This window comes from Ktedonobacter sp. SOSP1-52 (genome assembly GCF_016587395.1).
Map to the genome: position 1 here is coordinate 2,041,777 of NZ_BNJH01000001.1, position 25,950 is coordinate 2,067,726.

The 25,950-nt window shown below is 53.3% G+C and carries 25 protein-coding genes and 2 pseudogenes; 17 read left to right on the forward strand and 10 right to left on the reverse strand.

Features of this window, described 5'->3' with window-relative positions; all coding sequences use genetic code 11:
* Positions 1-9: 9 nt before the first annotated feature.
* Both JMJ16_RS09540 and JMJ16_RS09545 read right to left on the reverse strand, forming a co-directional pair.
* Positions 10-588, reverse strand: coding sequence for a hypothetical protein (locus JMJ16_RS09540; protein ID WP_201380682.1), 579 nt, complete (start codon positions 586-588; stop codon positions 10-12).
* Positions 589-660: 72 nt separating this feature from the next.
* Positions 661-1,878 (reverse strand): helix-turn-helix domain-containing protein, encoded by a 1,218-nt coding sequence (locus tag JMJ16_RS09545; protein WP_201380684.1) that lies wholly within the window; start codon positions 1,876-1,878, stop codon positions 661-663.
* A gap of 1,321 nt (positions 1,879-3,199) precedes the next feature.
* Here JMJ16_RS09545 and JMJ16_RS09550 point away from each other — a divergent pair.
* From JMJ16_RS09550 to JMJ16_RS09610, 14 genes and pseudogenes are all read left to right on the forward strand, one after another.
* On the forward strand, positions 3,200-5,167 hold the full coding sequence (locus JMJ16_RS09550; RefSeq protein ID WP_201380686.1) for an FAD-dependent oxidoreductase: 1,968 nt from the start codon (positions 3,200-3,202) through the stop codon (positions 5,165-5,167).
* A 140-nt stretch (positions 5,168-5,307) separates the two neighbouring features.
* Positions 5,308-5,958: a hypothetical protein gene (locus JMJ16_RS09555; protein WP_201380688.1), complete on the forward strand. Its 651-nt coding sequence runs from the start codon at positions 5,308-5,310 to the stop codon at positions 5,956-5,958.
* Positions 5,959-5,974: 16 nt separating this feature from the next.
* Positions 5,975-6,625: a hypothetical protein gene (locus JMJ16_RS09560; protein ID WP_201380689.1), complete on the forward strand. Its 651-nt coding sequence runs from the start codon at positions 5,975-5,977 to the stop codon at positions 6,623-6,625.
* Positions 6,626-7,231: 606 nt separating this feature from the next.
* A pseudogene (locus JMJ16_RS53900) lies at positions 7,232-7,429 on the forward strand (transposase); the annotation flags it as partial.
* Complete coding sequence (locus JMJ16_RS09565) at positions 7,393-8,100, forward strand: transposase (protein ID WP_236601330.1); 708 nt, start codon at positions 7,393-7,395, stop codon at positions 8,098-8,100. The pseudogene JMJ16_RS53900 and the gene JMJ16_RS09565, both read left to right, overlap by 37 nt.
* Before the next feature lie 52 nt (positions 8,101-8,152).
* Entirely contained in the window at positions 8,153-8,428 is a 276-nt protein-coding gene (locus JMJ16_RS09570; RefSeq protein ID WP_201380693.1) for a hypothetical protein, read from the forward strand.
* A 483-nt stretch (positions 8,429-8,911) separates the two neighbouring features.
* Positions 8,912-9,589, forward strand: a complete 678-nt coding sequence (locus tag JMJ16_RS09575; RefSeq protein WP_201380695.1) for a hypothetical protein — start codon at positions 8,912-8,914, stop codon at positions 9,587-9,589.
* 206 nt (positions 9,590-9,795) lie between these two features.
* Positions 9,796-9,993: a hypothetical protein gene (locus JMJ16_RS09580; protein WP_201380697.1), complete on the forward strand. Its 198-nt coding sequence runs from the start codon at positions 9,796-9,798 to the stop codon at positions 9,991-9,993.
* Between the two features lie 169 nt (positions 9,994-10,162).
* Complete coding sequence (locus tag JMJ16_RS09585; protein ID WP_201380699.1) at positions 10,163-10,351, forward strand: hypothetical protein; 189 nt, start codon at positions 10,163-10,165, stop codon at positions 10,349-10,351.
* Positions 10,352-10,656: 305 nt separating this feature from the next.
* Entirely contained in the window at positions 10,657-10,971 is a 315-nt protein-coding gene (locus tag JMJ16_RS09590) for a hypothetical protein (protein WP_201380701.1), read from the forward strand.
* Positions 10,972-11,021: 50 nt separating this feature from the next.
* On the forward strand, positions 11,022-11,516 hold the full coding sequence (locus JMJ16_RS09595) for a hypothetical protein (RefSeq protein ID WP_201380702.1): 495 nt from the start codon (positions 11,022-11,024) through the stop codon (positions 11,514-11,516).
* A gap of 226 nt (positions 11,517-11,742) precedes the next feature.
* Positions 11,743-12,243 carry a hypothetical protein gene (locus JMJ16_RS09600; protein WP_201380705.1) on the forward strand — a complete coding sequence of 167 codons (501 nt, stop codon included), beginning with the start codon at positions 11,743-11,745 and terminating at the stop codon, positions 12,241-12,243.
* Positions 12,240-12,425, forward strand: a complete 186-nt coding sequence (locus JMJ16_RS09605) for a hypothetical protein (protein ID WP_201380707.1) — start codon at positions 12,240-12,242, stop codon at positions 12,423-12,425. The genes JMJ16_RS09600 and JMJ16_RS09605 overlap by 4 nt, the downstream gene beginning before the upstream one ends.
* A 17-nt stretch (positions 12,426-12,442) precedes the next feature.
* Positions 12,443-14,155 (forward strand): M3 family oligoendopeptidase, encoded by a 1,713-nt coding sequence (locus JMJ16_RS09610; RefSeq protein ID WP_201380709.1) that lies wholly within the window; start codon positions 12,443-12,445, stop codon positions 14,153-14,155.
* A gap of 454 nt (positions 14,156-14,609) precedes the next feature.
* On the opposite strand, the gene JMJ16_RS09615 is transcribed toward JMJ16_RS09610, so the two are convergent.
* A complete protein-coding gene (locus JMJ16_RS09615; protein ID WP_201380711.1) occupies positions 14,610-15,344 on the reverse strand; it encodes a hypothetical protein in 735 nt (244 codons plus the stop codon).
* 147 nt (positions 15,345-15,491) lie between these two features.
* Here JMJ16_RS09615 and JMJ16_RS09620 point away from each other — a divergent pair.
* Positions 15,492-16,646 (forward strand): annotated as a pseudogene (locus JMJ16_RS09620) (IS3 family transposase).
* A 339-nt stretch (positions 16,647-16,985) separates the two neighbouring features.
* Here the strand turns inward: JMJ16_RS09620 and JMJ16_RS09625 are convergent.
* The 6 genes from JMJ16_RS09625 to JMJ16_RS09650 form a co-directional block, all read right to left on the reverse strand.
* On the reverse strand, positions 16,986-18,041 hold the full coding sequence (locus JMJ16_RS09625; RefSeq protein ID WP_201380712.1) for a WD40 repeat domain-containing protein: 1,056 nt from the start codon (positions 18,039-18,041) through the stop codon (positions 16,986-16,988).
* Between the two features lie 316 nt (positions 18,042-18,357).
* A complete protein-coding gene (locus tag JMJ16_RS09630; RefSeq protein ID WP_201380714.1) occupies positions 18,358-18,969 on the reverse strand; it encodes a hypothetical protein in 612 nt (203 codons plus the stop codon).
* Between the two features lie 320 nt (positions 18,970-19,289).
* Positions 19,290-19,472, reverse strand: coding sequence for a hypothetical protein (locus JMJ16_RS09635; RefSeq protein ID WP_201380716.1), 183 nt, complete (start codon positions 19,470-19,472; stop codon positions 19,290-19,292).
* On the reverse strand, positions 19,466-19,966 hold the full coding sequence (locus JMJ16_RS09640; protein ID WP_201380719.1) for a hypothetical protein: 501 nt from the start codon (positions 19,964-19,966) through the stop codon (positions 19,466-19,468). Before JMJ16_RS09640 ends, JMJ16_RS09635 begins: the two co-directional genes overlap by 7 nt.
* Positions 19,967-20,103: 137 nt before the next feature.
* Positions 20,104-21,306, reverse strand: a complete 1,203-nt coding sequence (locus JMJ16_RS09645) for a WD40 repeat domain-containing protein (protein ID WP_201380721.1) — start codon at positions 21,304-21,306, stop codon at positions 20,104-20,106.
* A 56-nt stretch (positions 21,307-21,362) separates the two neighbouring features.
* Positions 21,363-21,968, reverse strand: coding sequence for a DinB family protein (locus tag JMJ16_RS09650; protein ID WP_201380723.1), 606 nt, complete (start codon positions 21,966-21,968; stop codon positions 21,363-21,365).
* A gap of 308 nt (positions 21,969-22,276) precedes the next feature.
* Here JMJ16_RS09650 and JMJ16_RS09655 point away from each other — a divergent pair, with 308 nt between their 5' ends.
* Together JMJ16_RS09655 and JMJ16_RS09660 are read left to right on the forward strand one after the other, a co-directional pair.
* A complete protein-coding gene (locus JMJ16_RS09655) occupies positions 22,277-24,859 on the forward strand; it encodes a tetratricopeptide repeat protein (RefSeq protein ID WP_201380725.1) in 2,583 nt (860 codons plus the stop codon).
* Positions 24,860-24,994: 135 nt separating this feature from the next.
* Positions 24,995-25,396, forward strand: coding sequence for a hypothetical protein (locus JMJ16_RS09660; protein ID WP_201380727.1), 402 nt, complete (start codon positions 24,995-24,997; stop codon positions 25,394-25,396).
* 193 nt (positions 25,397-25,589) lie between these two features.
* Here the strand turns inward: JMJ16_RS09660 and JMJ16_RS09665 are convergent, their stop codons facing one another.
* Entirely contained in the window at positions 25,590-25,946 is a 357-nt protein-coding gene (locus tag JMJ16_RS09665; protein WP_201380735.1) for a transposase, read from the reverse strand.
* Between the last annotated feature and the right edge of the window lie 4 nt (positions 25,947-25,950).

A 25,950-nucleotide genomic window follows, 5' to 3' on the forward strand; every position in this document is an offset into this window, starting at 1 on the left:
AGGCAAAAATTATCGCTCTTGCACTTCCCTATCAAATAACGGTGGTTGAAACACGAGAAGATGTCTCTTGTGGTGACGCCGTTGAGATGGGGAAGCCGCCCGCAGAATGACAAACCATTCCACTTCACCCTCGGGCCAGAGATCCAGTTGTGGAGAGTGATAATCATGCTCGTACAGACGAGGATTTCCTACACGAAGGAGGTGCCGATCGTCGGGTTGCCACTCAACGGAATATTTTGCTAACGGGTGCTCCCCATATTCTAGTGTGAGGATATCCTGAAAGATGTTAATGAGTGTCTTCTTGCCAGCAAGATTACGCTCACCGTACAAGAAAAAGTTCCGAAATTTTGCGTAACCGGCTTTCGTGAGAGTTCGCGTCTCGCAGATCGCAGAAAAGACCCGATACACCAGATCTGGTTCTGGCTGCATGCCTTTGATCCAACCGAGCACCGCAGCAGGGCAGTGACATCCATCTTCTCGTTTATCATGCGCTTGATGCTTCTGAAAGTTGTAATTACTCATCCACTTTTCATGCGCTGCAAGGAGATCTTCCCAGGTTTGTGCTTTTTCAAAGCTCCAGTCTGCCATTCTACGCTGCACATTGATTATGTGGAATTGGCCCTTCCCTTGGTCGTCCCAAGTCCACATAATACACGTTATTTAGCAATTTTCCCTCTCGCTCAAATTCCAAATAACGTATAACATACTTTCTATATAATTTTGATAGGGTTTTCTCTTTTTTATCTCTTTTTTCTCGATACCGAGCAGTTCGCACACACGCCTGGTGTCATGAGAGGTGAAAATGCTGCCGTTATCTGAAACGAGCACTTCTGGGACGCCATAGGCACGGACAGCTTTGTAGAAGACGGCAAAAAATGCAGCGGTATCCTGCCGCAAAGAAATGGCAGAAGCCAGGACACATCGACTGAAATTTTCCAGAATTGTGATGCAGTAGACCATCTCGACGTTCTCCAGGCGATGCATATCCAGGTAGCGAATATCTACGCTCCACAGTTGATGTCTTCTCTCTGCTTTAAAGGGCATGGAAGCTTTGGGACGTCCACCCTTGCGTGGTATCTGCAGATGATAGAGGTCACGATTGAGGGCGAGAAGGCGTCCACAGGTAGAGCGACTCAAGTGAATGCCCATTTGTTCAAGAGCAGCACTGACCCGATACGCTCCTAATTCCGGGTTTTCAGCCAACTTTTTCACTTCCTGAACTGCTTGTAACGTCGTTTTTTTCGCCAGATGATGAGGAGCGGAAGACTTATCATGGAGGCCAGCGAACTGTTCTTTTGCCCATCGTTTGAGGACTGTATGAACGGTCTGTCTACTCACTTCCAGATAGCCGCTGATGCTCTTGGCATTCCATCCTTCAGCATGAAGCTGTACAATGGCTCGTCTGCGCTGAACAGGATCATCGATCTCAGCGTAGCGCGGAAACCGTCGCGTCTTGCGTTGTGGCTTGGGTCCACTGACAAGAATGAGCTTGATGGTCTGCGGAGAGGATCTACGGCCAAATTTCACATAACAAATGGTAGCAATTTCATTGGGTCGGAGTGCCTGATATTCAGCATGTAGATCCACGATCTCTTGTCGGATATTGGGCGGGAGTACTCGTTTATCTTGCTTTGGAACAGGGGGAGGTGGCTCTAGAGGAAGCAGAGAAGCCATCCCAGCCTGGTCAAAGAGATTCGCCTGACGATAAATTGTACGCGGAGACACTCCTGTTTCTGCGCTCCGCTCTTTGGGCGTTTGCCCCCACAACACCACCGGTCTGATGATTTCATATTTGAGTTGGGTGGTATCCTGGAGTAGCGGTCGAAGCTCTTGCCAGTTGTGTGTCGGTTCTTGCTTTTGATACCTGCGTTTCGGCATGGCGCTCCTCTCTGGCTCCACGTGAGCCAAAGTCGCTCAGGCACAAAAAATGGATATATTCCCCCTTTGCAGTTATCATACCCAATTTTTGTTGTCCAGGCAAGATTTTTATCGCCATGAATGCGAACAATATGTGTCAAGGTCTTAGGTCGGTTTCTTATGTCGTGCTTTTTCGTCAAAATCGCATCGACAGGCTAGAGGCTCTCGATCTACCAGTTCATCTGCTCTTTCTGCTTCTTTTCAGCTAAAAGAGGCGAATATGGAACGAACCATTGTGCCGTGAATTTACAAATGTCGAGTACTGTGAGCCGCTCCAAAGGCTGTTTCTCAAACGTTCAATGGTTGAGTCGCTCAACATTCAGATCACATTCCCACCCTTGAGTGCAAAATCGGTCCACCCTTCAGTTAATTTACCAACTGATCCCTAGCCCTTTTGCCAGTGATTTTTTGCTCACTTTGGACTGACCACCCCTTTCAGGCATCATGTGGCGAGGTGTCGTTCTGGCACGTAAACCAGATCCAGATCGGCGCACCAATAAAGAGCGGACAGAGAAGAAAGAATAGAAAAGATCTAGACATAGACACCTCAGCTGTCATTTGACTAAATTGTTGGCATGGTTGCCAGATAAAATGCCACGATTTTACTGGCTTCATAGCAACCAGACTCTGCTGCATAAACTGGCGAGGCTTTATGCTCTGTTCCTAGTTGCTAAAGATGAGACAGTTTTCACGAGCGTACTCTCCCTTGAGACAAGATATCTGGCAGAACCGCCAAGATATGGGCAGAGAGTGGAACATTAGGCTTTGTGAGGATATACTGCAGGGTCTCACGCCACAACTTGCTGCTGCGCATCTACAAGTAGATATCCTGCTTGAGCTATCTACTTATAGATGTGCAGGGTGTCTACTGGAGTGAAGCCCTGCTCTACACCTTTCTCTTGCTCTAAGAGTACCTCAGAGGGAAATGACAATCGCCTCTGTTCTTGCGCAATTTTGAATAGCATCTTGCGCCGCACACGCAAGAATAGTGTGTGATGTTTGGAAGTATCAAGAGCAGGGGTCAGGACGAGAGAGGGATTTATCCGGGGGAGTGTCAACCAAAATACCCCATATTCTACTCTAGTTAACTTTCACCTTGATTACCCTGTCAAGCTTGATTGTCAGCTGTGATTCCAACGTCAACTGCTGTGATACTGATGTGATAGACCGGCTTTATACTCTTCTTCAAAGGAAATATGTAGCAACGGCTTTACAGCAAGCGAGAACGCCCTGACCTGGATCGAGTAATCGCGAACAAGCTGTTCTGCACAAGGAGGTGAGCATGGCCTATCATTTTCACGTGAACCCAAGCACATGCATTAATTGCGGTATTTGCATGGATCTCTGCCCGGTGCGTTGTCTGGATATGACTCGCCCGTCAGGAGAGGGAGAGCGGGGACAGGAGCAAGAACTGCTCAGTCCTATTCCTGGCGAGTCAGCCGCGCGTAGCTGGATGATGCTGGCCCCAGTCCAGGTGACGGACTGCATTGGCTGCCAGGTCTGCACGCAGGAGTGTCCGACGAATGCCATCACCATTGAGAAGCGTCTAGAGGAGATCACGTTTGCGCGCCGTGGTCATCTCGCGTACCTGCCACCAGAAGGCGGATGGTTGCCGCTTGATGCCTATACTCGCGCCACGCCTGAAGAGCCTGGGGAAACACCCTGGGGCGAGGGGCGCGCCTGGCACGTTGCCGAGCGAAAGGCTACCTGGCAAAGCTGGAGAAGCTGGCTAGGAGAGCGCAAAGAAGATTTGCGTGCTCCCTGCCAGGCAGCTTGTCCGGTGGGCACCAATGCAGGTTTGTATGTGAGCCTGATCGCCGAAGGGCGAGACGAGGAAGCGCTGCGGGTCGCCTCAGAGTCCAACCCGTTTCCCTCCATTTGTGGCCGAGTTTGTACGGCTCCCTGTGAAGACGCGTGCCGGCGGGCCGAATTTGACCTGCCGATTGCCATCCGCGATCTGAAACGCTTCGCCGCCGATCATTCTTCCAACACGCGGGTGATCTCGCAACCCTCGCAGCACCATCCCGAGCGCGTCGCGATTGTGGGTGCAGGTCCGACCGGCCTGAGCGCAGCCTACTACCTGGCTCGCCGTGGCTATCGAGTCACGATCTTTGATGCTATGCCAGTGGCTGGTGGCATGATGGCTATTGGTATCCCCGAATATCGTCTGCCCCGCGCGGAGCTCAACCGCGACATCGAGGCCATCCGCGCTCTTGGGGTTGAGATGCACTTCAATATGGCCATCGGACGAGATATCTCGCTCTCTCAACTCCAGCAAGAGTTTGACGTGGTGTTACTGGCGGTCGGAGCGCAACGTAGCCAGCGCCTGGGGATCTCGGGCGAACTGATCTGGGAAGGGGTCATTCCAGCGACGACCTTCCTCAAAGCGTTTAATCTCCAACCGGGGACCAGGCTCTCCGGAAAGGTGGCAGTGGTTGGCGGTGGCAGCACTGCCCTGGATGCCGCGCGTTCGGCCTTGCGCGCTGGTGCTCAGCAGGTCACCATTCTCTATCGCCGCACACGCATGGAGATGCCCGCGCAGATTGAAGAGGTACGGGCGGCGCTGGAAGAAGGCATTGAACTTCAGGAATTGGTCACTCCAGTGCAGCTCCTCGGCGCGGATGGCAAGTTGGTCGCGGTTCGTTGCCAGCGTATGCTTCCTGGTGAGCCAGATGCTCAGGGCAGGCGCAGACCAGAACCGGTGCTTGGTACCGAGTTCGATCTGGACGTCGAGACTGTCCTGGTGGCCATTGGCGAGGCCCCCGATCCTTCATTTTTGCCAGAGGGTACCAGCGTCGGCGTGGCCCCCTGGGGTGGGTTGCTCATCAATCCAGCCACGTTGGCGACCGGGGCCCCTGGCGTGTTTGCTGCCGGGGATGTGACTTCTGGTCCGACAGACATTATTCACGCGGCGGCTCATGGCCGCAAAGCTGCTCAATCAATCCACGCGTATCTGCGTAAGCTCTCACCAAGCGCAGTGAGCGAATTGCCAGAAGATGAGTTCCAGACAGCTTCAACACTGCCACTTGGCGGCTTGATTACTCTGGATCTGCGCGCGACCCCGCGCGCGATTATCCCGCTGCGCCAGAAAGACGCGGTCGGCAATCGCTCGCAGGAATTCGCGCTCGGCTTGACAGAAGAACAGGCACGCCGCGAGGCAAGCCGCTGCCTGCGCTGTGATGTTGCGTACCTCTGCCCGAGTGTACGCGTACTCACGGCAAAAGAAGACAAAGCGGCAAAAAAACGCTAAAAAAGTTGGTCAGAGACGAATCGTTGCCATAAGAAATGTGCGTCTCTCTTGCAAAAGAGACGCTCAGAGTACCCGAGTTTTTGCGAGGTATTAACTATGCACCAATACTTCGCAAAAGAGAAAGAACGAGGAGAGACGCTATGACACCCGATCAACTGACACAGGCCATTGTGGATGGGGTAAACGCCGGTGGTGAGCAGTTCCTGGAGGGAACGCTCGCGGCGGCGCTGCCGATCATCTGGCTGGTGATCCTGGGTCTGCACCTGGGGCGCCCATACATTCTCGATATGATCGATCGTTTTACCTTACGCCTGGGCGCGGACCTGCTCTGGCTGGTCTACATTGCCTTGCGCGACCTGCTGATTATCTCCGGCGTCATAATGAGCTTTATGTTCTTCTTCCCAGATGTGGTCACAAGCGATCAGCTACCGCTTACCGGAGGGCTGGCGGCAGTCTGCCTCTTTGGGGCCCTGCTGGTCAAGCTGATTGGTGATCCCGATCACAACCTGCGCGATTTTCGTTTGACGACCTTGCTACTGGCGGTGGGCGCTGCTTTCTACTTTGTGCCCTATGTGCTGGGTGTGCAATCGAACAGGGTGGTAAGCGGCACGCTGGCAAATGTCAGTTCCTTCCTGGTTACCAGTAGCAATCCGCACTGGGCCGTTGGAGTGGGTTATGTCTCTGTTGCCCTCCTGGCGATCTTGGGTGCAATCGCTGCGGGCTATAGCTTAAAAACCGGCGGCCGTGCCAATGAAACAGTGATTTCAGAATCGTCGTCTTCGACGAAGTAAGAAGGAGAGAGAAGCCATGAAACCCGATGATGTCGCCAATGCAATTACGAATGCGCTCGTGCAAGGTGGATCACAATGGCTGATTGCCACAATTGTCGCCTTCCTTCCCGTCCTCTGGACGATGACCTTGATGCTGCATCTGGGCCGGCCATATGTGCTCCGCACCCTGCGACGCTGCGGCCTGCGCCTGGGCGCGGATATCTGGTGGATGTCGTACCTGCTCATGCGCGATGCTGTGCTGCTAATAACCTTTGCGCTGAGTTGGATCTTCTTTTCACCTAATATTGTTGTCAACCAGGCCCTCCCGCTCACCGGACCGCTGGCCGCGCTGTGCCTGCTGCTGGCTCTGGCGGTGAAGCTCTCGCGACGAGTCGATGATGATGTGACTGCCTATCGATTGGCGAGCGCGTTTCTCGTCCTGGGTGCGACCCTGTACTATGGCGCCCTGGTCTTCGCGATCGAGGCGGCAAGTCAGGATTACCTGGCCGGCTTTGCCCACATCTTTACCAGTAACGCGAATCCGGCGGTTGCGTTGATCGTCATGTGGATTGGATTGGTGGGGGTGATGCTCATCGCCGGCTGGCTGTTTGTGCGAGCGCTTCAATCAGCGAACCGCACAATGGCGCGCCGGCTCACCGCTTCCCGTTCTCAGCCAGCCACGGAGTAGGGTCCTATGGCCCCATAACATGTGACAAGAAGAACAAGAGTCGCGTTTTCGCAAAGATGGCAAGTGTTATTGACCCGTTTTTGTAGTTTCGCCCACGGGATGCGCAATGAGATGCACTTTTGGCTAAAGGAGCTTCGCAGGCTCGTTCAATGCTCGCGCTTTTTACTGGCGAGGGATCAGAAATCCTCTGCTTTATGGAAGCAGGAGAGTCAGGAAAGATGCTTTCAAGCCAGATTACTGATGAGTTAAAACTCGTTGTGCATCCCGTGGGATCGATTCAGTTGTTCTCGTTTAGGGTTTCACGCCACTGCCGTCTCCTGCGCATCTAGAAGTGGAATGACAGCAGCCCCTTACATACGAAAGAAGAGGGAGCGTCAGGGCTTCACTCCAGTAGACACCCTGCGCATCTGTAAGTAGATAGCTCAAGCAGGATGTCTACTTGTAGATGCGCAGCAGCAAGTTGTGGCGTGAGACCCTGATACTGATAGGCAGAGAGATACCACACGCGGAACCTTAGAGTATGTCGTAAGAGGCTCAAAGAGCCAGGAGTAAACTGAAAGGAGAGAACCAAGGAACGCTAAACTGAGCAAGAAGGGACCGAAGCCGATGACTGAGAGCATCAACAGAAAGCGCTATCCATCGGATCTCACCGATGCGCAATGGGAGTTGTTGGCACCCTTCATCCCACTACCATCACCCAATGCCACCCAGGAAGTGATTCCCAGACGAGAAATCGTCAATGGTATCCTGTATGTCCTGCGGACAGGATGTTCCTGGCGACAAATGCCTCACGACCTGCCCAATGGCAAAACGGTGTTTCATTATTTCCGTTGTTGGAAACGGGATGGAACCTGGGAAAAAGCGATGCATGCCCTGCGCCGTCAGGTACGCGGCTCGATGGGACGAGAGCAAGAACGGAAGCCGCCGGGATTATCGACAGCCAATCGAGCAAACCAGTCCTGTCCCAGGTATCGAGCGTGGCTACGATGGCGGGGAAAAAAATCTGGGGGCGTAAAGGGCACCTCCTCGTTGATACCCAAGGCTTCATCTTGGCCGTCATGGTCCTTGCAGCCAACATCGCCGATGTGTCTGGCGCTCGCCTCTTGTTAGAGGGACTCGCCAACCAGTTCCCTCGTCTCTCGCATCTGTTCGCCGATCATGGCTATGATGGGGAGCCCTTTGAGCAATGGTTCCAAGAACATCTTGGATGGGAGATCGAAATCGTTCCAAAGCCAGAGCGTGAGACGCAGACCGAGTGGGCTCTCATCAAGGGACAACCGGTCGAGCTTCGCAAATCAAAGGGAGGCTTCCAGGTGCAGCGCAAGCACTGGATTGTGGAGCGAACCTTCGGCTGGCTTATCCGCTACCGGCGACTCGCTCGCGATTACGAGGGGCTACCCTCAAGTAGCGAGGCCTTTATCCAGGTAGCTTCCATTTGTCTCTTCTTGACTCGCTTAGCTCCTTCCCGATACTGATCGTCCATCTTAAGACACACTCTTACAGCTTTCTTTTAAAACAGGAGTTGCGATGAGAAGCGAGAAACAGAAACGTATCCTTTTTCTATGTGCCTATCGCTCTGTTCGTGAATTGCTGGCCGCAAGTCTGCTTGCCGCGCAGAAACAGAACGAATGGGATATTTGGATCGCCCCTGTACCTTTTCCTTCTGATGAGGTCGCTTTGGTCCGCCAAGTGCTCGACGAAGTTCATGCTCCCTTGCTTACCTCTCCTCAAACAGCAGAGCCATCCTTTGATCACTCCTGGGATGAGGGAATTGTGCTCTGTAGTGGTGCAACGGATCAGTGACCTTTCGTCCCAAACGCCGGTCGGCGTCAATTGTGGTCCATCGAAGATGTTCCAGGAAAAGACCTCTCAAACGATGAGCAGCTTCTCGTATATCGTCGCATTCGTACAGCTCTTCTCCAATCGATCAGACTCAACCTGCTCCTTCCGAAACAGTTAGCACTACTTCCACAAAGCAAGTAATTTCTGCCGCATATCTTGGCGCAATTGTCGCATATCTGATGCGGCGCTTTTTGACACAGTGCCTTGAAACTGAAGGCAACTGCTCAGAGAGAGGTTTCGCCAAGATATGTGGCGGTTGGCTTTTGCCGCCTTTCCTGGTTTGAAGCGGGTTAACAGGGATTTTACGCCATGTTATCTCGCAGAAATCCGCCAATATTTAAGCCAGATAACACATCTTCATGCATAAAATTGTAATGTTATAATAAAGTTTTCACTTATCATAATGTAAGACCCGTTTTCACAAAGAAAGGCAAGAATTACATTATGCGCAAGATTCATGCTATTTTTTCCATGCTTGCACTTATGATGATTGTCGCTGCTTGTGGGAACGATCAAACAGTATCTTCGGGGCAAACAAAAACTTCTGTAGCAACTCCTACAAGAACCTCTAAGACCACACCAAACCCAACATCTACTCAAAAAATTCGTGCGTATTTAGGCAGCAATATAACAATTTTCAAACAAGTGTATGGCAAACCTTCTGATAGCTTTCCTAATTACATTTGGAATGGCCCAGATGATCATTGGTTCGCTCTATCTATTGACACCAAAGATAGTACGTTTCATCACGGGAATGACGATACATTTGAAATAGATTATTATTTTCACAGCCCTTCAGATTTGAGTGGGAAACATAATGTTTCTCTTCAGGTCACAAAGTCAGCGTGTGAACCTTTTAAGCCAACTGATTCGCAGCTTTTGCGAACAGAAATAACTGCTCCGAAGGACAGAGATCAAGGTATACAGTATATTTACAAGAGCAAGATACTTGCTAGAGAACTTGATCCTATGTGGTTTTACGCTGACGCTGATGGCGAGGCTAATGTACCAGCAAAGAATACACTTGTCGATCCTGGAATATTCACCGTATTTTACCTTGGCAGTAACTCTACAGGTTACGAATTTTGTACTCTAATCGCTGGAATTACCTGGCCCACCTAAGAAAACATTACATCCTTGCAGCACTAAAAATTAGATTGTGCATCTGGTCGCCATTCCCGATTGGTTTAGGTCGTTATGTGCTGGCCTGGGAAGGGCGAGCACGCAAAGAGCTTGAGGCAGCAGGAGTCATTGAGAGGTGCCAGGGCGTGTCACGATCCTGAATTGTGAACGTCTCCGCATGCTCGCCTCGGAAGAGGAGAAAGAGGATGGTCCATCGTCATCCCACGCTCTACAGAATATTAGGCCTGGTCTTTCTCGGGATCACATTGCTCCTCATCTGCATAGATGTGGCTCTGGACTGGCCCGCATCAACACGCACGGCCGTGTTCATCCTCAGCGTTTTCCCGTTGCTGCTCGCGCTTGTGTATTTTCAGCTGGGCACCCAGGAGGAGCGGGGCTTCTAAAGGCACTCTCTTCCCTCTTGGTGTTTACACTCTTAAATTCATCCCGCGTAGTAAGAGCTGCCAGAAATGACAGCTCTTTTTTCTTCCCTGTGCGACCTGGCGTTTTTCTTTTTTCGGCTGAGTGGCAAACTGGGGTTGAAGAGAGGTGTAGTCTGGAAGGAGAAAGAGCATGGCTCGCCGAACTCCGCGCCCCGAAGCGACGCACAAGAAAATCCTCATCCCGTTGAAAAAGTCCTGTGAGCAGTGTGGCCAGCCCCTGTCGGTGGCCAATCACGGCCATCGCAGCGTGGCCAGCGAGCGCTGGCCAATGGAGATTGACGCTCGTCATCCGCCAATGCATCCAGTCGGACTGCCCTAACTACCATAAACGCCAGCGTCCTGAAGAAGAAGGGCGGTGGGCGCTGCCGCATGGCGAGTTTGGCCTAGATATCATTGCGCTGATTGGCCAGTGGCGCTTCCGCGAGCACCGCAGTGTGCCGGAAATGCGCCAGGCTCTGCAGGTCCGTGGGGTCACCATCGCCCTGCGCAGCGTGACCCATCTCATGCACCGCTATGAGGAATGCGTGTCGCCGATCAGGAACGCCTCAAAGCCCTCCTCCAGAAGCAAGGCCGCGTGGTTCTGGCCCTCGACGGCTTGCAGCCGGATGTGGGGCCACGCGCGTCTTGTGGATCGTCCGTGACTGCCTCTCGGAAGAAATCCTGCTGGCTCGTCCGTTGCTCAGTAGTACTCAGGGAGATCTGACCGCCCTGCTGACCGAAGTCAAACAGGTGTTGGAGCGATGGAAGGTGCCAGTCACCGGCATCATCTGCGATGGCCAGGAGACGATTAGCAGCGCGGTGGCCTTCGTCTTCCCCGGAGTTCCCCATCAATTGTGCCAGTTTCACTACCTCAAGGATGCCACCAAACCCCTCTACGAGGCTGATCGGAACGCGCAATTCGGAGTTGAAGAAGCAATTGCGCGGCGTGCGACCGATTGAACGTGCGTTGGAGAGCACCCCACGCCAGAAAACGAGGCGATCCGCGGGTATTGCCTGGCCGTGCGAGCCTCCCTCACCGACGATGGGCGCTCGCCCTTGGACGCACCGGGTCTGCGCTTGTACGAGCGGGTGAGCCAGATCAGCGATTCCATCGGGCACGTCCAGGGAAAAAAAGCTTACCCCCAGCTTTGAAGCAGTTACACCACCTGCTCACCAAGGGGCTGCAGGCCACGGCGACCCTGTGGCCTCCGTTGCAGCAAGCCTCCCAGTTGGTGCGTCAAGCAGCGCAGATCCTGGCCAATGAGTCGCAGCAGACCGGGGCACAGGTGCGCACACGCTATCTCGCCTTCGTCACGCACATGCAGGAGCAGCAAGCCGAACTAGGGCCACTTGGGGAGACCATCGTGCATTTCTGTCAGATTACCAAGAACTTCGCGCCCGGTCTCTTCCAGTGCTACGACGTGGAAGGCTTGCCCCGCACCAACAATGCGCTCGAGGAGTGCTTTGGCGTGGCACGCGTCCATGAGCGGCGCGCCACCTGGTAAATTCCCTACGAAATGAGCAGCTCTGGCCCTCAAACATGGAACATTGCCCTCAATCTTGAGCACTGGGACAAAATTTCCTGGAAAAGCCGCTTCCCATCAGGTATACTTTTTCCAAAACCTGTAAATTGCATTCCTCTCTTTGGATTGATGAACCCTGGAATGGGCGTATGCGGATGGGGACACCGAGGTACGGGCCGAGAAGCTCGAAAGAGCCGCAGAGCTTCTGGTGCTGCGTCGGAATACGCTTCGGATTATTGATGGAGCAGGACCAAGTATCGAAGGCCCTCCATCGGAATCTACAGAACAAGAGAACGGGAACGGAACGAAGTCAGAAACAGACCCAGAACGAGAAGCGGTACAGGCTGATGACGGGCTTCACGCAACAGAAACGGTGGAAACGGCGCAAGAACAGGAACACACGAGCAAAACAGCCAACTGCACGTTTTCTGGAGAGTTGGTTCCCATTGGTCTCAAACGATTTACCGCGAGTCCATTAGCTTGGTGGAATGTCCTGACTGTGGAAGAATGCGTTCGCTCTCCCCGGTCAAGGGCGTCCTCCGCTTCAAAGCGCACACCCGAGCGCCGGGCAGCAGACTCCTCTGACAGAGAAACGTTGGTCGGCCACAGGAAAAACAGACTGGGATGTTGTCGGCGGGTAGATCTCTATCTCAAATCACGAGGCGTGGGAGCCATCGCGAACGATGTGCATGCTATCAAAGGAGAGTGACCGTAACGCCTGACGCCATATTTGCTGAGCCCAAACTGGCCGAAATCTATGACCTCCTCATGCTGGCAAAAGCCGAGTGGCAGTTGGGTGTACCAGAGTTCTTGCTCTACGCGCCGCGCCGTCGCTTGTTCTGGCAAAATGAGAAAGGGGAAAGCGTTCGTAGCCTTTCCCATCCTTCTTGAAAAGAAAGGTTTCCTGTATGTTCACATCACTTCCCCAGACGAGCGAAGCGTTTGAACGTTTAAGCTGGGTAGAGATTGAACCCTGGTACCGGGAGTTACTGGAGAGTCCTCTTGCGTCGGAAACGCTCCAGCCCTGGATGGTCCAATGGTCGGATTTGAGCGCACTCGTCAATGAGACGATGATGCGCCTGGATATCGCCTGCACAACGAACACGGCGGACGAGGAGCGTCCCCGGCGCAAGCAGCGGTTCATGGAAGAAGTCTCTACTCCACAGCAGGCGCTGGATCAGCAGATCAAAGAGCGTCTGCTGGCCAGCCGACTGGAGCCGGAGGGGTTTGCGCTTCCGCTGCGTAATCTACGCACGGAGGCGGCGCTTTACCGCGAAGAGAATCTGCCATTGTTGGATGAAGACAAGGCTCTGGATGACGAATACTACCAGATTGGCGGGGCACAAATGATCACGTGGGACGGGGAAGAGAGACCAAAAACCACCGTGGAAAAGGTCCTGTTTCATCCTGATCGCACACAACGAGAACGAGCCTGGCGTGCTATTGTGGAGCGTGAAGCTGAAGATCGCGAAAAGCTCGATGCACTCTGGATGAAAAAGATACATGTGCGCCAGCAGATTGCGCGCAACGCCGGTTATGAGAACTACCGCGATTATCGCTGGCAGCAATTGCTGCGCTTTGATTATACCCCGGATGATTGCAAGGCATTCCACAGGGCTGTTGAGCAGGTTATCGTGCCAGCAGCCAGCCAGCTCTACGAGAAACGCCGGAAGCTGCTCGGTGTGGAGAAACTGCGCCCCTGGGATATGCGGGTCGATCCACGGGCGAGCGAGGCGCCGCGCCATATCTCTGATGTCGATGGATTGCTGCGGCAGTGCATCCCCGTTTTTCAGCGGATCGATCCCCAACTGAGAAGCTACTTTGAGACCATGCTCCAGGAGCAGCTTTTCGATCTGGAGGAGCGCCCAAACAAAGCGGACGATGGCTACAATCTGCCGCTAGAGGTCAGGCGCCGTCCTTTCATTTTTGGGCACGTGAATTCGATTACCGACGTTGTGCCGTTGATCTTTCACGAAATGGGGCATGCCTTCCACGTCTTTGAGACCATCCCTCTGCCTTACATTCACCAGCGAAAAGAGGAGGCCATACCACTAGAGTTTGGCGAGGTTGCATCAACCAGCATGGAATTTATTGGGGCTATGCATCTTCACCAGGCCGGCCTTTGTACAGAACAGGAGGCGGCCCGCCTGCGCATCCAGCACCTGGAGAATACGCTGACAAGCTACTTGCCAATCATTGTTATCGGCGATGCCTTCCAGCACTGGGTTTACGATCACCCCAAACAGGGAATGGATCCAGAGCAGTGCCGGCAGAAGTGGGCAGAACTCTCGCAACGCTATCAACCAGCAATCGACTGGAGCGGCCTGGAGCAAGAATGTGGAAGTCGCTGGCAGGGGGTGCTGCACTTCTATTGCTTCCCGTTCTACTTCATCGAATACGCCTTTGCCGCGTTAGGCGCTTTGCAGATCTGGGACAACTATCTCCACGATCAAGAGACAGCGATCCGCCAGTATCGTTTCGCGCTCTCTCTGGGTGCGACAAGAACGGTGCCTGAACTCTATGAGGCAGCTGGAGCAAGATTTGCCTTTGACACGGGTATGCTTGAGTATGTGGTGCAGTTGATCTCCCGGACGGTAGAAGAGTTAGAGGCGCAAGTGTAACGAAACGCCTGCGTCCCACTCCAGTATGTAAACGTTGAGATGAAATTGGTGCGCATTTTGCCCTTTTCTGTTTGATAGGCGGTTTTCACGAGCTTCGAGAAGGCCGATGAAATGAGGAGAGAGGGAACAATTCATCCACAAAACAATTCCCAAAGTTCCGCCAATTTCATCTCAAACTTCACAGCGTGACTTCTCATTCTCCCTCCAATTTACAAGATGTCGCTGAGAAAAGTCTGACGAGGAGCGGCTTTTCCAGGAAAATGTGTCCCAGTGCTCAAGATTGAGGGCAATGTTTCACATTTGCGGGCTAGATCCTCTCACTTTGTAGGACATTTACCAGTTACCTTTCAACGCTCCGCAAGCAAGAAATTGAATTGCTCCCTGCGCTCGATCAGGCACTTTCAGGCTCTCCCCTGCTTCCTCTGTTTTGACTCCTTCCGAAGCGGGAAAACGCTTATCTTTCAGGAGGGAACGCTTTCAATGCGATATCTTTATTGATTGTCTGTACTGCATGCTCCAATAGTCGCTGGATGAGTGATTCTGGTACACATTTCCATGCAGGCCCAAAGCGGGCTGCAAATTGCGAGCTTCCCAAAAGATGAGCTGCCCCCTCCAGTTCTTCCGGACTGAGTTCTCCTCGCTCAAGCGCTTGGATCAGTATGTCGAGCGACATGTGCAGTAAGAGCGTGGCTGGCTCCGCTTCAAATGCAGGAAAGCCGTTCCAAGTACCAGAAAAATGCCCATACCAACGAAACAGGAGCAAGGCTCGCTCGTGCGGATTCGGATGATTCTCTTCGAGTGTCCGTTGGAGAAACGCAAGAGGATATTTCTGCTGAAGGTGTTCAACCTCCCCTTTCCAATGCGACGGGGGAAGGTGTTGGCTCTCATTTGAGAGAACCCATAAAGTCAGAGACGCTCGATGGCGCAGCATTCCTCGCAAAGGTGCTAGGCAGGCCGGTGTGGCCATGTACATTTTCTCTAATGCGTGGCGCTGTTTCATCAGCTCTTCCTCTAAGGCAGGACCAGGAATGCCCCGTTCCGTGAGCCAATTCAAAATCCCCTGATTCTCTACGAGCGGACCATCACCAAACCAGCGGTCCCAACGAAAGGAGTATCCATCAAGGAAAACCAAGACAGCGAGTTGTTCTTCGCCACGCCAGAAGACAAACGTCAACGAGCCAATGGTCATGGTAATTCCCCCCTTGGCATCATCTCGAAAGCGCACGCAGGTCCGTAATGACTCCAAATCTGCTCGCTGGCGGCTCTCAAAGTGATCTTTACCCGAATTTGTGGAAGAGGAGAAGCTTAGGATATACTCTTCTCAAAGGAGGACAAGATGACGCAAAAGGTGCAGAAGACGTACACACCAGAATTTAAGCGCGAAGCTGTGCGACTAGCCCAGACCAGTGGCAAGCCGATTGCCCAGGTAGCGAGCGCCCTGGGTATTTCAGATACCTCGATCCATCAGTGGCGCAAGGAGTTGGCTGAGCATAGTTCCGAAGCCTTTCCTGGCAGTGGACACCAAACGGCTCAAGATGAGGAAATACGGCGTCTCAAACGAGAGCTAGAGATCACCAAGCAGGAGCGTGACATCTTAAAAAAAGCCATCAGCATCTTTTCGCGCGGAAAACCATGAGATATCAGTTCATTGCAGAGCATCGGCACGAATATTCGATCACGCTGATGTGTGAGGTGCTGGAAGTGTCTGTGAGCGGGTATTATGCCTGGTTGAAGCGCCCACCAAGCCAGCACAGCCGAGAAGATGCTGAACTCGCTGACCAAGTGAAGACCGTGTTCCAGGCTAATCGTTGCGTGTATGGCAGCCCACGAGTGCATGTAGAACTGCGGGACCAAGGGATCAGATGTGCTCGCAAACGAGTGGCGCGTTTGATGCGAGAACAAGCACTTTTTGCTAAACGCCCACGCCATCGCACCCTCACCACGCAAAGCAATCCGGATGCACACGTGGCTGCGAATCGGCTTCAGCGGGATTTCAGCGCCGATCAACCCAACGCCAAATGGGTGGCCGACACCACCTACATTTGGACGACGGAAGGCTGGTTGTACCTGGCAGTCGTGCTTGACCTGTTTTCGCGTATGGTAGTAGGATGGTCCATGGCTGCCACGCAAGACACAACGCTGATCGTCCAAGCCCTTCGCATGGCGATCACTCGGCGGCGTCCACCAACTGGATTGCTGCATCACAGTGATCGTGGCAGTACCTACACGAGTGAGAGGTATCAAGCGCTCTTGCAACAGGAAGGCATGAGAGTCAGCATGAGTCGTACTGCTAACTGCTATGATAATGCCGTGGTGGAGAGTTTCTTTCATAGTTTGAAGGGCGAATGCATTGATGGCCAATCATGCGCAGACACGGGCACAGGCCAGAAGCAGCACCTTTGATTACATCGAAACGTTTTACAATCGAACTCGGAGGCATTCCACTCTCCAGTATTTGAGTCCCCTTCTGTACGAACAATTGATGTGCTAACTCTCCTCTTTGGGGACTCCACAAATTCGGGGCAGGATCACTTTCATTTTCTCCCAAGAATAGCAGATTTCTCTTTTGGGAAAAAGAAGTTCTATTGAGGAATGATTGTCGCGTCGAAGAGGAGATCTCATTCACAGACGAGGGAGCTTGCAGAATTTACGTCTTCTGCATAGCCCTACTGAATAGATACCATTTTCGGTAACTATTCAGTAGGGTATAAATCCAACCATTATTCTGGCGTATCCTGCCTGCCCACCAGGATACTTATGGTCAAAGCGACCGGGTTAACGATGGGATGACATGAAACCTCTCTGTGACGAAGCAATCCGTCTCTCCTTTTTACACCTGAGCGGGACCGGAGGTCACGTACACAGAAGTGTCAACCGCCTGCGCGAAGTGTTTGCCATCCGGCGACCACGCAAGGGCGTGAATAGCGTAGCCTTCGTTGCTGCTTTCCAGCAAGGTGCCGGTGGTACCATCGAGGATTTGCAGTGTATCGTCGAACGCCCCACCGGCAGTGGCAAGTTGCTTGCCATCCGGCGACCACGCTACTGCGAGCACCTCTTCTCTATGGCCAGTAAAGGTAAAGTCAGCTTTGCCGCTCAGGGCATTCCAGACGCGTACTGTGTGGTCATTACTGGCACTAGCAATGCGCTTGCCATCCGGCGACCACGCAATATCCCAGATGAAATCGCTATGGCCGCGACAGGTGGCGAGCAGTTGGCCGGTGGAGGCTTCCCAGACCTGGATGGTCTGATCGTCGCTCGCGGAAGCAATATATTTACCGTTCGGCGACCAGGCAACACTTCTCACTACATCACTATGGCCGCGATAGACCAGCACGTCCTGACCTGTCGTCGCATTCCAAACATGCACGTTGTCGTCTCTGCCGCCGGACGCGATCAGCTTGCCATCCGGCGACCAGACCGCCTGTGTCACAAAGCCGCTCTTGCTGTAATAGCGCAACGAACGCTGGCCGGTCAAGGCATCCCAGATGTCTACTGTGCCGTCCGCATTTGCCGAGGCGATACGCTTGCCATCCGGCGACCACGACACCGAGTTCGCGTCAAGAGGCTGGTCGCGATAAACTGTCACAAGAGTGCCAGTCGCAGACTCCCAGATCTGGGAGGTCTTATCATCACTGGCCGTGGCGATATATTTGCCATTCGGCGACCACGCTATCGAGTTCACAAAGTCGCTATGCTGGCGATAGATCACCTCGCCGAATGGCAAGACCGTCACGGCTGGCGTAGGCGTTGTAGTAGGACTGCTCAGAGCAGTTGTCCCTGTTGGCTCTGCCGCCTGCCCCCGATTCGCCGAGCCGCAAGCGGTCAGAAGCAACAGCAAGCAGGCGCAAAGAGAGAACACACGCCGGGATAAGCGAGTATGAAGCATAGAAATCCTCATTTCAATGGATAGAGATAGCCTCATTTCGACCTATTTGGCCCGCCTGCGAAAAATACAACGTTAAGCCAGGCTTGAGCCGCGCTAATGTCAGCAGTGCAGGTTATCGGCAGTGTCTTTTTGGCTCCTGCGAACTCAAAACCTGCATCTTATCGGCAACGTGGAGGCCATTTTGGGCGCTAACGTTGCCGATAATGGCGAATACGGGCAACGTGAATACGCTTTAGCTCTGCATTGTATTATCAGGCGGGAAGCTCCCTGGCTTCTTAACGTTGCAAATTTCTCGCGCGGGCCTAATACCCCGTATTCAAGAAGTTTTTTGTGTAACCTGAAATGTTTGAGGTGCATACTTTTTTGCATCCTCGATCAATTCCTGGCGTGTTTGCTCATTCAAAAACCCTGCCAGCGGCAGCATATGGGAAAAGCGGCTCATCTGGACAGCCAGCAAGGTCCACCCTTGAATAACAGGGACATGTTGTCTAAGACCGTCCTCAACGGAAAGCCCGAACACAGCAGGCCGATAAAAAATGAACCCCTCAACCAGCTTAGCGGGCTGATAAAGACGAGGAGAATACGCGTTGTTTCCACCATACCAGTCTGTCTTTAGCTCTTTGATATTGTCCCAGGGAGTGTAGACCTTATAACCAAGGCCATTCAGTATCACACCCTGTGGAGAGGTTATCAGACGCATGCGCCGAAAGCCAAGAAAGACCAGAACGCCAAGCACTGCCATAATGGCCGCCCCAAAAAGGCCCACTATACGTGACCCTAGATCGATAGCCATGCGCAAAGACAGCACAAGGAATAAGACGCCAAAACCAAGACCAAGGGCAAGAAGAAACAGGTGCGCAACTAGCAATATGCTGTTCTGCTTATAGATTTTTTGTGGGGCCGATACTGAGGACTGAGCCTGAACCATTTTGTGCCTCCTGAAAACTCATGATTTTCATCTAAGATTCGATTGAGGAAGAGAACCTTTGTATCGCTGTGAAAAAACATTTTGATAGTAAAAGTATAGTGGTACTGGCAGAGAAAGCTACATAGCAAATTCGTATCATCTTTGTAGCTATTGCGTATCACCTTTGTAGCTGTTGCATAGAATGCTCAGGCGAAACTTTTCCACAATCTCCGCATTCTCTCTGAGAAAATGGTTACGTACCTGATAGAATGGTTCGCCAGAAGAGTCGCACAGAGCTTTTTCCTGACGCTGCCTCGCGCAAAAAAACTTGCCGCACCCGGTTAAAAACTCCCTGCTGACCCGCCGCCAAAATTGTCTCGCCCGTCGCCATAGCGTATCTGCTGGTCTCCTGATGAAAGCCGAGGGACTACCGGGCGTCCCCCCAATCCGAGGAGTCGCCTGATGAAACCAACAATGGACCCGAGAATGACGAGAGCCACGACGATACCTAGCAGGATCAGCACCGCTCCCCGCTCCCGGAACTCGTGCTAGAAGTGTGGCTTTTGAGCGAACTTTCCAGTGATTGAATGGCCGCAAGCATCGCTGAAGTGAAATGATTGCCAGCAGCCGCATTTTTGAAAGCCTGTCCAGCAGTGGTATATTGCGCCTTGGTCAATGGAACCTGGGAACCTCCCACTACGGTGAAGTAGCGATGCACGACATCGATAGCAATCACGATCAACCGTTTACTGGTCAGATGAGCGCTGATTGTGCGCTGCACAAAACCAGACGCGGTTCCGCTGAAGGTGTTAGTAGTATAGACATCGAGCGGGTAGGCCAGGTTTGAGCCCTCACTCATCACCTGCTGAACATTCAGTACTTCTACCGGATCGCTGATGCGCACAGTATCCGCCTGCGCAGGGAGCGAGACCGCAAAGAACAGACAACAGGCGGTGAGAAGAGCGAGCAAACTCAAGCTCAGGGAGCGAGACTGCCAGCGAAGCTGTTTTTTCATCATGATGTTCTCCTGGTGTGAGATGTGGGCCGCAGAAAACGGCACTGACAGAAGCGAGAGCGTGACTATCAGAGATGATACGGAGATGCGTCCGCTAAACGTTATGAAAACGCTCTCCAGCTTCTGCCAAGATGCCTCCATTAATGAGCTAGCCAGACCTGCACGGTATGATCGGCACTGGCTGAAGCAACATACTGGCCATCAGGGGACCAGCTCAGCGAGTACACATAGTCGTGGTGGCCGCTGTATGTGAACACATTGCCCCCAGTGGTCGCGCCCCAGATGTGTACGGTTTTGTCGTAGCTGGCAGAGGCAATGCGCTTGCCATCGGGAGACCAGGCCACACTGCTCACACTCGCCTTGTGCCCCTGATAGGTAAAGACCATTTTGCCGCTTATGGCATCCCAGACCTGAGCGGTCTGATCAACGCCGCCCGAAGCAATGGATTTCCCATCAGGCGACCAGGCAACCGTGTAGACCTTGTCGGTATGTCCCTTATAGGTAAGGAGTGTTTTGCCGCTTGTGGCATCCCAGACCTGTACGGTATCATCAAAGCTCCCGGAGACTAATTTCTTTCCATCGGGCGACCAGGCAACGCTACTCACCGTGTCATGATGTCCCTGATAGGTGAGCACATGCGCGCCGGTCATGGCATTCCAGATCTGCACGGTCTTGTCATAGCTGGCAGAAGCAATGTATTTTCCGTCAGGCGACCAGGCAAGGGAAAGAATCACATCCTGGTGCCCTTTATAGGTGGTGATTTTCTGCTTGCCAGCGACTTGAATGACATCCACCTCATTGCTATTTCCACCGGCGGCGATATATTTCCCGTCAGGCGACCAGGCAACCGCATTCATGATGGCATAACCGGTATAGGTCATCTGGTTTTTCCCGGTCACGGCATCCCAAACCTGCGCCGAATCGTCGCCAAGTCCGCCTGCGGAGACGATGTGTTTCCCATCACGGGACCAGGCAACTTGCCAGACCACGGATGAATGTCCTGTGTAGCTATAGGGATTGATATGCAGTGGCGCAAGAGTCGGAATAGGAGCCTGGGTAACATTACCAGCGTGCGTCCCGAGACGCGGCAAAACCAGGAAAAAGACCCCCCCTCCAATAAGAGCCAGCAGGACAAGCGCGCTTATACTTCCAATAAGCCAGGGAGACCGACGTTGCGGTGCCTGAAGATTTCGGCGGTTGTCATATGGCTGCGGGCTCCCCACAGGAGAAGGTGGCGGAGCATATGCCGCGGTATAGGGTTTTCCACAATTGTTGCAGAATGCTTCATGAGCTGCGAGGGCTGTCCCACATGCAGAACAGACGCGCCTGTCGACTTGATACATACAACTATCCTTTCAGAATGCTGTTCTTACGGCAACAACGCCTCTTCTTTTCGTCCTTAAAAGGGCCATTCAGGCAAAATATGCTGGGGTTGCCCAGCTTGCCGACGAAGGGACGCCGCCTCTCCTAAGACATAGGCTGTCTGGTGCCAAATGATCGAGGAGAGCCACCAGGCTTTCGGCCGGTTCGCCAGGAAGCGCTCCAGCCAGGGGGCGCTCTGTTCTCCTATTACCCCTGTCTCCAAAACCTGACGAAAATGTTGTGCTGATACCCACTCGTCTAAATCCTCGTCTCGCAACGCGTCAACAGTCAGCCGGGTACGCTGCTCAACATCCGTCCGATACAAACGCAGGGCGGGCAGGTTGATGCGAAGGTTGAAGGCACGACATTCTTCCGCGCCCATGAACATGCCAATGCCATGTCGCTCAACCCCCAGGCGATCAAACCAGCCATCCTGTTCAAACACCTGGTGCGTATTTTGTTGCAACATGGTCGCTGCAACATCTTCCCAGCGTGCACTATGCCAGAGCAGCCAGGCCAGCGAATGTTGATTCGCACTGGGGGCATAGCGCAATTGCTCGTCGCTTTGCGCAGCCAGAATCAACTCATTACCCATCGCGAGCGCCACGTCATACTGCAACAGGAAGAAAGTTCGTGTATCCATCGATTTCTTTCACCTATCGCAATGGTGGGCGTCCTACATCCTGGAAAGGATCGCCTCTCCGCCAACGCCCACCATTCTGTTGTGATGCCCATAGTATGCCTGAGAAAGAGGCCATGGTGAGATAGCAGAGAGGTATCATAAGAGGGGCAAAGAGGTATCACTCTCTGAACAACGAGCAAAAACCAGATTCGCCGCCAGAAAAACGCGTAGTTTATGTATCTTCAAGAAGCGCAAGAGGTTGTGTTAGAATAGTAGAAAGATTTTAGCAAGTTCATTACTAATAGCCATGAAAAAGAAGTAGTATCACCATGAGCGACAAGCAGAAGACACCCTCGTCCACCAAAAAGAGTGCCGGACAGCATCTCAAAGAAGAGCGAGAGATGCGCGGCTGGTCTCAACAGTACGTTGCCGAGCAACTTGGTGCCGACCGCTACTATCTCAGCAGATGGGAAAATGGCAAGATGCTGCCCAGCCCCTACTACCGAGAGAAGCTCTGTGCGCTTTTTGGCAAAAACGCCAGGGAACTGGGCCTCCTTTCCCAGGAAACGCCGCTGGAAATGGATACGCTGGAACCTGAGAGCATCGCTCGTGGAAGTAGTGACGATCCTGCCATTCCGCCTCCACCAGATGAATCGCGTGCGCTGATTGGTCGCCAAACGCTCCTTTCCCTCCTGAAAAGCCGTTTGTGTGCGAATACACCCTCAATGGTTCTTGCTCTCTATGGACTGCCAGGCGTGGGGAAGACGGCTCTGGCGATTGCATTGGCTCACGATACAGAGATGCGAGCCTACTTCCACGACGGAATTCTCTGGGCTGGAGCAGGCAAAACCCCAGATGTCATAGGGATTTTGCGGCACTGGGGCACGCTGCTTGGTATTTCAGCCACCGAAGCCTCCAGGCTCACCACGCGCGAAGCATGGGCACAGGCGATCCGCACCTCCATCGGTTCACGTCAGATGTTGCTGATCATGGATGATATCTGGACCCTTGAAGCGTTCGCATCCCTCAAAGTAGGCGGAAATTCCTGTGTTTACCTGGTTACCACCCGCTTTCCCCAGCTCGCCTGGCACACCGCGGCCAACAACGCTTTCCCCGTCAGCGAATTGGATACATCTCACAGTATCACTCTCCTGGAACGCCTGGCGCCTCTGGCTATTCAACAAGAGCCGGCTGCGGCGGCGGAAATTGCGCGCCTGGTTGGTGGGCTACCGCTGGCGCTCCTGCTCACGGGCAATTTTCTGCGCGTGCAAACATACAATGGACAACAGCGTCGCATGCGCCAGGCCATCGAGCGCCTGCGCTCAGTAGAAATGCGCCTGCACCTTCAGGAACCCCAGGCTTTCGCTGAACGCTCCCCCAGCATGACAGATACCCCCGCGATCTCACTGCATACCCTGATTGCGATCAGCGATCAGCAAGTAGAGCAAGAGGCCCGCGAGGCGCTCTACACACTCTCAGTCTTTCCAGCCAAACCAAATACGTTCAGCGAAGCTGCCGCCCTGGCTGTATGCCAGGAGCCTGCCGAAGTGCTTGATACGTTATGTGACGCGGGATTGCTGGAGAGTTATGCGCCTGACCGCTACGCGCTCCATCAGACCATCGCCGATTATGCCAGTCTCCAGAGAAGAGATGCTGCCTCTGTCGAACGTTTCGCGAGCTTTATGGCAGAGTATGTGAGTCTCTCTGAGAAGGACTATCAGCGTCTAGAACAGGAAAGCAGCAATATTCAGGCGGCCTTGTGTCTGGCCAGCGAACACAATCATCCGGGAACACTGATTGCCGCAGGTAACGACTTTGCCCAGTTTCTCTTTATCCGTGGATCGTGCACCGAGGCAGTAGACCTGTTGGAGCATGTCTGTCAGGCTGCAACCGCTATGCAGAACCAGCAAAGCTTAGCAACTGCCCTCTATCAACTGGGAGACATTACCATCAACATGGGAGAATATGCTCGGGCATATGACTACCTGCAACGCGGCCTCACGCTAACGTCTGAACTCGACACCCCCGCACTCAGAAGCCACATCTTACGTGTTCTCGGTATCTATGCCTCCTCTCAAGGCCATTATGCCCAGGCAGATTCTCACCTTCAGGAAGCTTTAGCTCTTGCGCGGCAAGGCAAGGACGACGAACTTACGAGCCTCGTACTCAGAAGTCTGGGCGGAATTGCCAACGATCAGGGAAAGTTCGCCCAGGCCGAGGGATATTTGCAAGAAGGGCTAGTCCTGGCACGTCGGGTAGGGAAACCGGATCACACCTGTGCGCTGCTCATCAACCTCGGCCAGACAGCACTCACACGGGCCCAGTATGCCCAGGCAGAAAAAATAATTAAAGAAGGTCTGGACCTCGCCATACAGATTGGTTTTCGCGCTGGAATGTGCCTGCTCCAGCAACACCTGGGGATAGCGGCCATGGAACAGGGAAAATATGGGCTGGCCCGCGAGCCATTTGAACAGTCACTTGCGCTGGCCCGCCGTCTTGAGAATCGCGAATATCAGGTCTCAACGCTGGCGAATTTGGGGCTTCTTTTCCTGAAACAGAGTGATTACACCCAGGCAGAGGCGCATCTGGCGGAGGGATTACGCATCGCGCGTATACTGGGGAACCCATGGGCGCTTGCAGGCATACTCAATGAGTGGGGAAAACTCTGTCTGGAACAGGGAAAAGTCGCAGAAGCTGCCGCAGCCTTTATCGAAATGTATCAACTGAGTGCCCAGAACTCCCAGGAATGCGAGGCGCTTGCCCTGTATGGGCAGGCTCGTGTCGCCCACATCCAGGGAGATGTGCAAAAGGCCCACCAACTGGGACAGGCCAGTCTCGCTCTCCTCCAAGGCATGGAACACTACCAGGCTCCTGAAGTAGAGCAGTGGCTGGCGACGGTAGTACCAACGTAGCGTATGGCATCTTCACTGCCAGGAAGAATTAACGATACTCTGTCAGAGTTAATTGGAAAGGTCGGAAGTGCAGAGGGGCGTCAGCCCCTCTGCCTCTCAATTCTCTGCCACCGCCAGCGGCATGAAACCTTTTCCATGAAGTCAGAGACCTGGCTCACCGAGCAGATCGCTGAGATCAAAAGCTGGTTGTGGCATGCCGAGGTCGATCAAGCCATTAAGCGGTTACAGAGTTGGCAAGAGAAAGGGGAAGGCAAGGCCTTGAAAGCGGCTGTGACCTATCTGCAGGAACAACGGGACTGGATCGGCTCCTATGAAGCGTGGAGGCAAGCTGGCTATCCGGTGGGCAGCGGCATTATTGAGCGAGCGATGTCCCTGGTTATTAATTGGCGCATGAAACGGCGAGGGATGAGATGGAAACGAGATAATGCCACAGCGCTGGTGGCTTTGCGAACTGCCTTTCTCAATGCCGATTTGCAGCCACTCGGAGCGTTCCCCAAAGTACGAGCAGCAACGCCAGAATACCAACACCGGCACTAATCAGCGTATAGATCTGTAATTTGTGTGAGGACACCCCATCTATCTCCGCCCATGCTGGATCGCTTGGCATATAGCGGATCGGAACCATCTGTCCTTCGCTCGTAGTAAGGTAGGGGGAATCGGCATCGCACCCGTCAATTTTGGCTGCTTGAATATCCCCTGCCTCCGTTGTGAATTGAACAGTAATATAGTACTACTTTGTTAGTTTCTTCTGGGACGGAAGGACTCGACCTGCTGGGTGTGGAGCAGCCAGAGGACGAGATCCTGGAAGAGCCAGAGCAGCATCTGGCGATGCACGCCAGGCAGCGAGCTTCGCGTGACGCAGGGGGGAAAAAGCCTCATCGGGAGGCGGGGGAAGGGTGAGGCGATGGAACATGAGAAAACTGTAGGTCAGCATGACGAGAGCCAGATGCCGATGCAGGCCGTTCCAACTGCGTCCCTGGAAGTGATCGAAGCCGCATTCCTGTTTGGCATCCTCATAAAACTGCTCGATGACCCAGCGAGCGTGGACTAGCAGAACCAGTCGTTCCAGGGAGGTCTCGGGGGGCAAGGTG